This is a genomic window from Streptomyces sp. NPDC001717 (genome assembly GCF_042892775.1).
Taxonomy (GTDB): Bacteria; Actinomycetota; Actinomycetes; order Streptomycetales; family Streptomycetaceae; genus Streptomyces.
The window spans coordinates 131306-139480 of the sequence record NZ_JBIAUK010000023.1; the positions used below are offsets into that span (position 1 = coordinate 131306).

Here is an 8175-nt window from a genome sequence, read left to right on the forward strand (position 1 = left end):
TTCCGGCTGGTGAGGACGATGACGCCACTGATCCCGCAGGACTGCGACTCGCTCAAACAGCTCGTGAGGCGCGAGGTCACGGCCCTGCGTACGGCCGCCCGCCGGGACGCCGGAGTCCGGCTGGACGACGGGGCCGAGACCGGCCCGCAGGGCGATGAGAGGGCGCCCGTCTGTGCCTGCGGTGGCCCGGAAGGCCACGGTCACGCCTGTGCGGACGGAGCGGAAGGAGAGCAGGACCACTGGGGATGCGTGTGCGCGACCCTGCCCGCGATCCCCGTCTCGGCCGCGCTCCTCGAACCCGTTCGGGACGGGGACGGCACGACCGTGGACTTCACCGTCAAGGCGGGCAACCACGTCCGCTCGGCCCTGTGGCTCGACGCGCCGAACCGGCAGATCGGGCGCCGGATCCTGGAGGTCCAGCCGGGAGCGGCGGCCGGTGGGCTGATCGGCGCGCCGGCCGGGGTCCTGGGCACGGGCCGACCCCTGCAGGCGCAAGCCGTCGACTACACGGAGCAGCGCAGCGACGGCCTGCACCGTACGCAACTCCTGTACGACGCGGCGTCCTGCGGGGACAAGGTACTGGTCACGTGGAGACCGGCCCGCAACCGGACGGAGCTGCTCTCGCTCGACGCCCAGTACATCGCCTCGATGGGCTGGGGTACGTGGGACCTGCTCTCCGGAAGCACCATCTGGTCACCTGTCCTTCGCGGCGGCCTATCTGCCCGCGGAATCGGCCGTCGGCGGCGACTGGTACAAATGTCGGCTGCTACCGGACGGCCGGATCCTCCTCGCCATCGGTGACGCCTGTGGCCACGGCCTCGGCGCGGTGGCCCGGATGGCCCAGCAGAGGCACGCCCTCGCGGGGCTCGCGCACGCCCCGGGCACCCACGCCGGACAGCTGGCGACCTGGCTCGACGAGTTGCTGTGCGCCGACCCGGCCGCGGAAACCGCGACCGGGATCATCGGCCACCTGGATGCGCGGCGTCACTACCGGTGGGCGTGCGCGGGACACCCGGCACCGCTGTTGCTGCGCGACGGCCGGGCCTCGGCCCTCGACACCGACCACCGGGGACCGTTGTTCGGGCTGCTGCCCGGACACGAGTACGCGACCTCCACCCTCGCCCTGCGCCCCGGCGACCTGCTGTTGCTCCACACCGACGGCATGGTCGAACGGCGCGGCGAGGACATCACCGACGGCGTGGACGCCCTCCGCTCGGAGCTGCTGTCATGCGACGGGCTCGACGCGCAGGCGGCTCTCGACCGCATCATGGCCGCCTACACGCCCGAGTACCACGAGGACGACACCTGCCTGGTGGCCCTCCGGCTCGCCTGAGAACGATTGATCATGACGCGACGGGGAAGCCGCAAGGTGTGATCACCGTAGGCGTCGAGGAAGAGTACTTGCTGGTGGACCCGGCCGACGGGCTGCCCGCCCCGTTCGTCGAGGGCGTACGCCGCACAGCGGGCCTGAGCCCACTGGCAGAGCGCGACGAGGTCCAGGACGAGCTGTTGCAGGCCCAGATCGAGGTGGCCACACCGGTGTGCACCGAGCTGGAGGAGGTGGGCGGGCACCTGCTGCGCCTGCGTCACGCGATCGGCTCGGCGGCGGAGGAGAACGGCTGCCGGATCGCGGCCACGGGCGCCGCCCCCTTGCGAGGGGACCGGCCGGTCCCCGTGACCCCTTCGTCGCGCTACCTGCGGATGGAGGGCAGGGCCCGCCGGCTGGTCGACGAGCAGTTGATCAGCGGGATGCACGTCCACGTGGGCGTGCCCGACGCCGGAACGCGGGTCGCGGTGCTGAACTGCATCCGCGGATGGCTGCCGGTGCTGCTGGCCATGTCCGCCAACTCGCCGCTGTGGGAGGGGCAGGACACGGGGTTCGCCAGCTGGCGCACGATCGTCTTCGGCCGGTGGCCCGTCAGCGGACCGCCTCCGTATTTCGACGGATCCGAGGACTACGAACGGCGACTGGACGCGCTCGTGGCGTCGGGCGTGATCGCCGACCGGGGGCAGGTGTACTGGCAGGCACGACTCTCCGAGCGCTACCCCACCGTCGAGATCCGGTGCCTGGACGTGCAACTGCAAGTCGAGGACGCGGTCATGCTCGCAGGCATCGTCCGGGCGCTCGTCGCCACGGCGATGGCCGACGAGAAGGCGGGCCTGCCCGTGCCCCACCCGGCGCCGGAGCTGCTCCAGGTGGGAAACTGGCACGCGGCCCGGCACGGCCTGAACTCCGTCCTGGTGGATCCAGAGGGTCGGCCGCGCAGCAGTGGTGACGTCCTGTGCTCCCTCCTCCAGTACATCACCCCGGCCCTGGAAGAGGCCGGTGACCTCAGGCAGGTCGGCTCCCTCGTGCACCGGCTGCTCCAGGAAGGCACCCCCGCGGACCGCCAGCGCCGGGCTCTCGCCGAAGGCGGACTGCCGGGACTCCTCGGACTGATCACGGGCGCGACCGCGTGCGTGTGAGGGCGACTGCGGGAAGGCCCGCTCCGCACGGGAAGACCCCCGGGGGCGGTCAGTGACCGACAGATCCCCTCACCCCGGAGGTCTTCACCGTGGTCGGGGCCCGCTCAGCCCGTGACCTCGCCGCGCCAGCCGCCCGTCTCCACCCCGCGCCCCTCGATGAACAGTTTGAAGCGCTTCAGATCCCCGGCGACCTGGCGCCTCACGAATCCGAGCTTGTCCGCGGCGCTCTCGGCAATTCCCTCGGGAACCCAGTTCATCCGCAGGACGACCTTGGTGGTGTACGCGTCGACGGGCTGGAAGGTGACCAGTCCGGCCTGGCGCGTCTCGCCGTCCACCGTCATCCACGCCACGCGCTGGTCCGGGACCTGCTCGGTGATCTGCGCATCGAACTCACGCTGTGCACCGTTCACGTTCGTGACCCAGTGGGTGAGCGTGTCCGTGCGCTGGTCGATGCGTTCGACCCCTTCCATGAAGGCGGGGAAGTCCTCGAACTGCGTCCACTGGTTGTAGGCCGTGCGTACGGGAACGTTGACCTCGACGTATTCCTCGACGTGCGACATGCGCATCCCTTCCGTGTCGGCGTCGAGGGCGGTCGCCGCACCCGGTGGATGCTGCCGCCGCCCTCCAGAGACCTTTCGAGGCCCGGCTACCCGCCCGCCGGCGCAGCATGCGCGCCATGGGGCCGGGCACGGAGGCCGGGAGCCAGCCGCCACCATCAGGGCCATGCCGGTCAGGCCGCCGCCGCTGTTGCCGCCCCTGCGCGGAGCGCTCCCGCGGATGCCCCACGGACGGTCCATACCCTGCGCGCCTCCACGGCCGACCTCACCGAGGACCATTACGCTTACCGCTTCGGGCACGACGGGATGCTCCTGGCCGAGGCCGAAGGCGCCTTCCTGCTGAACGGGTTCGCCATGGCACGAGGCAGGGGAGACCGTGCGACGGAATGGTCGGCGGGAGGCAGGGAAGGTGCGGGACATCTGACGGCCGGATCGAGGGACGGCGACATGCGAAGCGTGGGAGTGGAGGAAGAACTGCTGCTCGTCGATCCGCACAGTGGTGCCCCGCTCGCCGTCGCGGGAGTCGTCCTCGCCGCGGCGGACCGTCTGGCCTGGGACCGCCCCGGGGCCGACGGCAGTCCGAAGCACGAATTCGAGAAGGAACTGCAGAAGGAGCAGTTGGAGTTCGCCACCAAACCGGTCACGGAGATGGCCGAGCTCCAGGCGGAGATCATCCGCATACGCGGCGAGGCGGCACGGCACGCGGCCACTGCCGGCGCCGTGGTGGCGGCGGTCGCGACATCACCGCTGCCCGTGCGACCTTCGCTGAGCGCCGGCCGACGCTATCGCTGGATGGGTGAACACTTCGGACTGACGGCGCAGGAACAGCTGACCTGCGGATGCCACGTCCACGTATCCGTCGCATCGGACGAAGAGGGCGTCGCCGTCCTGGACCGCATCAGGCCCTGGCTGGCGGTCCTGACGGCGATGAGCGCGAACTCGCCCTTCTGGCAGGGCGGCGACAGCGGTTACGCCAGCTACCGCAGCCGGGTGTGGAACCGGTGGCCCTCCGCCGGCCCGGTCGGGATCTTCGGATCCGCCGACCGCTACCACGAACAGGTCGCCATGATGATCGAGACCGGGGTGCTGCGCGACGAGGGCATGGTCTACTTCGACGCGCGCCTGTCCGCCACCTACCCCACCGTGGAGGTCCGGGTCGCAGACGTCTGCCTGGACGCTTCCACGCCCGTCCTGATCGCCGCCCTCGTCCGTGGCCTGGTCGAGACGGCGTCCCGTGCCTGGCAGGACGGGCATCCCCCGGCCAGGATCGAGACGAGTCTGCTGCGGCTGGCCTCCTGGCAGGCGGGCCGCTCGGGCCTGGACGGATCCTTGCTGCACCCGGAAAGCATGCGCGAGACGCGCGCCGAACACGCCGTCGACGCCCTGTACCAGCACGTGGGCGAGGCCCTCAAGGACCACGGTGACGACGAATACGTGCGGGAGGCCCTCGCCCGGCTGCACGAACGGGGCAATGGAGCCCGCACACAGCGTCGTCTGCACGCAGACGGGCGGAGCCTGGGGTCGGTCGTCACCGACTGCGCCAAGATGACGATCGCATCGTGAAGCGGGCGTCGGTCCGACAGGCCCGTTCCGGCGACGGCCCCACCGGGCATCGTGCCGTCAGTGCCGTCGACTGGGTTCTCTCCGTCCGGCCCGACAGGCGGGCCGCCGAACGGGGAGGACTCGTCGCCGTGAGCATCCACATGCACATGCGCGCCGTCGCGGAATCCGAGATCCGGGACGACCACACCTGGCTTGCGGCGTTCATGTCAGAGGCCTGGGGGAACCACCCCGACGAGTACGCGGCGGGCATCGCCGAGTCGATCGACAAGGTGTGGGACTCCGTCAACGGCCTCTATGCCGCCGCCGGTGTCCTCGATGCGGATGCCGACGACTCCTGGGAGCTGCCGATCTACGGCGGGCGGCCGGTGGCACACGGCGTCGGTGCCGACCTCTCCCACCCGCCCCTGGGGATTCTGGAGCCGCCTGGGGTGTCACGGGCCGCGGGCTTCCTCGCACGTGTCTCGTTCGACGAGCTGTGGAACGTCGCAGGTGCCAAGCTCGTCTGGTCCGGCTGCGACGAGGCGCAGGTCAGGCAGGAGTTCCTTGACTGTCACACGGGCCTCCAAGGGTTCTACGGGCGGGCGGCCGCGGCAGGCCACGCCGTGGTCAGGGCGGTGTGGGCCTGAGACGTGGTCGCGTGCCGGTCACAGCCCTCCGTTGATGGCGACGACCAGCACTGTCGCTTCGTAGCGGACAGCAAGCCCGTCAGATCGCGTGGCGACCGGCACGCGGCGCCGCAGGGCCACTTTCGGTCATTTCGCGTCCCCACCACGAAGAGCTGTGCGAGCGCGGATTTCGGGGGCAGACGAGGTGCGTTCGCATCCGTACGCCGGTTCCGGCGCATTCGGCCCGACGGCCGGCCGGGCGGCGTTCTGTTCGAGGAGGTTCTGCGATGCTGATCATCGTGACGCGCAGCGGAGGGTTCGCGGGCCGGGAGCTGACCGCCGCCCTGGACACGGACTGCCGCGCCGACGGTGCCGAGTTGGAACGGCTTGCCGAGAGCGCGCTCACCAGTGAGGGGCCCTCCGGTCGGGAGCCCGTGCCGGACGGATTCGGCTACGTCGTCCGGGTCGACGGGAAGCTGGTCGAGTTACAGGACCCCCACCTCACCGAGGAGCAGCGGAAGCTGATCGACGCCGTCCTGGCGGAAGCGGTCTGAGCGAGCGCACCCGGCGTCGGGATCGGGTGCCGTGCCGGCGGGCGAAGCAGGGTCACCCCTCGTCCGGTTCCTGTTCGACCACGTGCACGGCCGCTTCCTCCGCGGACGCGGCTCCACCGTCGATCCCGGCGTCGCGGGCCACCACGCTGCCGTGCCGCTCCGCCGGCCCGTCGTCGGCCGAGGCCATCCGGCCCGCCCGCTCTCGGCCCGCCGTGGTCGCGTCGCCGCTCGGATCGCCGGTCATGTCCTCGCTGCCGGGCGCCGGGTCCCCGGCGGCGTTCCCCCAGGGAATGACGTGCGCGTCGTCGGCCATGGCCTCCTCTTCCGGCCTTCCTTCCGGCTCCTCCTGGGCGAGCCGTTCGCCGAGGGTCTCGCCGGCCCGCTGTTCCCGGCCGGTGGTGCCGTGTCGGGTGACGGCGACAGGGCGGTCGGGCGGCGAGTACCCCGTGTCCAGGGTCCCGTCAAGATCCGGTTCGCCGAGGGCGTTGTCCATGTCCGGCTGCGACTCGCCGGGCTCCGCCTCCTCATCGGGCTGGTGGACGTCGTCCCCCCGGGCGTCGCTTCCGATCACGGCCCTCGCCTCCTTCTTCCGCATCCGCGCCGCGCGGACCGGGTCCGCTCACGGCTGCCCCTGCTCACTGCTCACACGTCCGGTCGGGGTGCGTCATCGGCCTCGAACCGTTCCCCGCGTCCGACGGGGCGGCCCATTTCGAAGAGACCGACCATCCGCTCCATCAAGTCGTCGAAATCCCGCCGCCACGGGGTCTCGGGTGCCCCGCCGGTGCGGGGGACGGTCCTGTGCGGGCGGCTGCCGCTTGCTGGTGCCATGACGGCCTCCCTGCCGATCGGCGTAGCGGAGATCCTGGGACGCGTGCGCCTTCCCCGTATCGGGACGTTCATGCCGCCGAGCCTCGCCGGCCACGCTCTAGCGGCGGCTCGCGCGTCGCACCGCGCGGCGGATCCGGCCGCTGTCCTCGTTGCGCAGCCGGGAATGCCGGTCCAGTTCCTCCATGAGCCGCTGGGACCGCTTGTCCACGTCGAGCTCGTCCAGTACGCGGTCCACGTCCGCGAGCAGGGCCCCGTACAGCTGCCACTGAGCGGGGGAACTGCGCAACTGCTCCAGGAGGAGGCGGGCCACGAGATCACGGCTCTCGCGCGCCATCCCCAGCTCCCGCGTGAGCCGGATTTCCTGCTCCTCGGCGTTGGTGCTGACCTGAGCGGTGATCAGCCGGGAGAAGCTGTGCACCGCGAGCGCCATGTGCCCGAACAGGTCCCGCAGGGCGCCGCCCACCTCGGGAGCGAACAGCGGCTCGTCCGCCCGTGCCTTCGCCAGGTCGGTGAGCGCCCGCGCCGAGACCCGCAGCACGACCGCGCAGATCTCCAGCGTGTCCAGCCCCGTGCGCAGCACCAGCCGAAACATCAGCCCTTCCCGTACTCGGGGGTTCATGCGCAGGCTGTCCTCCGCCTGGCGCAGGGCGGAGTCGACGTCGGCGATGTCGTTGTCGAGTCGGCGGGCCTCGTGCAATCGCGACGCGGCATCGGCGACGGTGGTGCGCTCGGTGAGCTCGTTCGCCATGCCGGTCATCAGGGCCGCCATGCGGGAGGCGAGGCCGTCGATGGCCCGGCCGGCGGGCTCCACCCAGACGGGCGGGGCGAACAGCAGGTTGAACGCCAGGCCGACCACCGCACCGATCAGCGTCTCCAGCACCCTGTCCCAGGCGGTGTCCGCCACCCGCGTCACACCGAGGACCAGCATCGCGCTGATCGCGACCTCCGGGACGAACTCGTCCACCCGGACCAGGTGCCCGACCACCAGGGAGGCCAGGATGACCAGGCCGAGGCTCCACCAGGTCAGGCCGACGAGCGCGCTGAAGCCGATGGCGATCAGTACCCCGGCCACGACCGAGTTCACGCGGCGTACGCCGGTGGTGAGCGTGGAGTACAGGGTGACCTGGACCACGAGCAGGGCGGTGAGCGGGGCCGTCAGCGGCGCCGGCTCGCTGCTGAGCCGGAGCGCGATGACGTACGACACCACGGCGGCCCCCGTGGAACGGACGCTCTGCACCACCACGGGGTCGTGGCGCCTGCTCAGCAGTCGGCGCAGGAGGTGGTGACCGGTAGGCGGGGGAGGTGCGTCGTGGGGCATACCCCTGCCCCTTCCCCCCGAGGCCGCCGCGATCACACGCGGGACCGTCGTGGTGGCGGTCCGGGCACGTTCAGCGGGCGCGGGACCCGGGGGGCGGGGGCGGCGGGCCGCCCGGAAGGCTGCCTTCGACGCTCCCGTCTCCTTCGACTCGGGTACGGACGGACGCGGACGGTGACGTTCGGGGCCCTCGGCGGTGAGGCGCCCCACAGGACCCACGTCACATACGAGGCGGGTTAGTGGTCCCTGAACGTCCCGCAGGGCGCCACTCCTCGGCATTTCTCCGT

At 71.5% G+C, this 8175-nt stretch carries 10 protein-coding genes; 6 read left to right on the top strand and 4 right to left on the bottom strand.

Going from position 1 to position 8175, the window contains the following annotated elements; all coding sequences use genetic code 11:
* Window positions 1–18: 18 nt before the first annotated feature.
* Genes ACFYZL_RS29355 through ACFYZL_RS29365 form a run of 3 tightly spaced genes read left to right on the top strand, consistent with a single transcriptional unit; the run spans window position 19 to window position 2466 of the window.
* Window positions 19–801, top strand: coding sequence for a hypothetical protein (locus tag ACFYZL_RS29355; protein ID WP_388683053.1), 783 nt, complete (start codon window positions 19–21; stop codon window positions 799–801).
* Between the two features lie 25 nt (window positions 802–826).
* The gene (locus ACFYZL_RS29360; protein ID WP_388683056.1) at window positions 827–1333 is read left to right on the top strand and encodes a PP2C family protein-serine/threonine phosphatase; all 507 of its coding nucleotides are present in this window, start codon (window positions 827–829) and stop codon (window positions 1331–1333) included.
* Between the two features lie 38 nt (window positions 1334–1371).
* Window positions 1372–2466 (top strand): glutamate--cysteine ligase, encoded by a 1095-nt coding sequence (locus tag ACFYZL_RS29365; RefSeq protein ID WP_388683058.1) that lies wholly within the window; start codon window positions 1372–1374, stop codon window positions 2464–2466.
* A 104-nt stretch (window positions 2467–2570) separates the two neighbouring features.
* On the opposite strand, the gene ACFYZL_RS29370 is transcribed toward ACFYZL_RS29365, so the two are convergent.
* Entirely contained in the window at window positions 2571–3026 is a 456-nt protein-coding gene (locus tag ACFYZL_RS29370) for an SRPBCC family protein (protein ID WP_384744180.1), read from the bottom strand.
* A gap of 444 nt (window positions 3027–3470) precedes the next feature.
* On the opposite strand from ACFYZL_RS29370, the gene ACFYZL_RS29375 reads away from it, so the two are divergent.
* From ACFYZL_RS29375 to ACFYZL_RS29385, 3 genes are all read left to right on the top strand, one after another.
* Complete coding sequence (locus ACFYZL_RS29375; protein WP_384744179.1) at window positions 3471–4586, top strand: glutamate--cysteine ligase; 1116 nt, start codon at window positions 3471–3473, stop codon at window positions 4584–4586.
* Between the two features lie 128 nt (window positions 4587–4714).
* Window positions 4715–5212, top strand: coding sequence for a DUF1877 family protein (locus tag ACFYZL_RS29380; RefSeq protein ID WP_388683063.1), 498 nt, complete (start codon window positions 4715–4717; stop codon window positions 5210–5212).
* Between the two features lie 266 nt (window positions 5213–5478).
* Entirely contained in the window at window positions 5479–5745 is a 267-nt protein-coding gene (locus ACFYZL_RS29385) for a protealysin inhibitor emfourin (protein WP_384744176.1), read from the top strand.
* A gap of 52 nt (window positions 5746–5797) precedes the next feature.
* Here the strand turns inward: ACFYZL_RS29385 and ACFYZL_RS29390 are convergent, their stop codons facing one another.
* From ACFYZL_RS29390 to ACFYZL_RS29400, 3 genes are all read right to left on the bottom strand, one after another.
* Window positions 5798–6316, bottom strand: coding sequence for a DUF5709 domain-containing protein (locus ACFYZL_RS29390; protein ID WP_384744174.1), 519 nt, complete (start codon window positions 6314–6316; stop codon window positions 5798–5800).
* A 71-nt stretch (window positions 6317–6387) separates the two neighbouring features.
* Window positions 6388–6573 (bottom strand): hypothetical protein, encoded by a 186-nt coding sequence (locus tag ACFYZL_RS29395; RefSeq protein WP_384744172.1) that lies wholly within the window; start codon window positions 6571–6573, stop codon window positions 6388–6390.
* A gap of 97 nt (window positions 6574–6670) precedes the next feature.
* Window positions 6671–7891, bottom strand: coding sequence for an aromatic acid exporter family protein (locus tag ACFYZL_RS29400; RefSeq protein WP_388683067.1), 1221 nt, complete (start codon window positions 7889–7891; stop codon window positions 6671–6673).
* Window positions 7892–8175: the final 284 nt, after the last annotated feature.

Excerpts from the sequence above, each read along its gene's own strand:
- ACFYZL_RS29355 (WP_388683053.1), top strand. The coding sequence starts at position 19 with ATGACGCCACTGATCCCGCAGGACTGCGACTCGCTCAAACAGCTCGTG.
- ACFYZL_RS29385 (WP_384744176.1), top strand. The coding sequence starts at position 5,479 with ATGCTGATCATCGTGACGCGCAGCGGAGGGTTCGCGGGCCGGGAGCTG.
- ACFYZL_RS29375 (WP_384744179.1), top strand. The coding sequence starts at position 3,471 with ATGCGAAGCGTGGGAGTGGAGGAAGAACTGCTGCTCGTCGATCCGCAC.
- ACFYZL_RS29395 (WP_384744172.1), bottom strand. The coding sequence starts at position 6,573 with ATGGCACCAGCAAGCGGCAGCCGCCCGCACAGGACCGTCCCCCGCACC.
- ACFYZL_RS29400 (WP_388683067.1), bottom strand. The coding sequence starts at position 7,891 with ATGCCCCACGACGCACCTCCCCCGCCTACCGGTCACCACCTCCTGCGC.
- ACFYZL_RS29370 (WP_384744180.1), bottom strand. The coding sequence starts at position 3,026 with ATGTCGCACGTCGAGGAATACGTCGAGGTCAACGTTCCCGTACGCACG.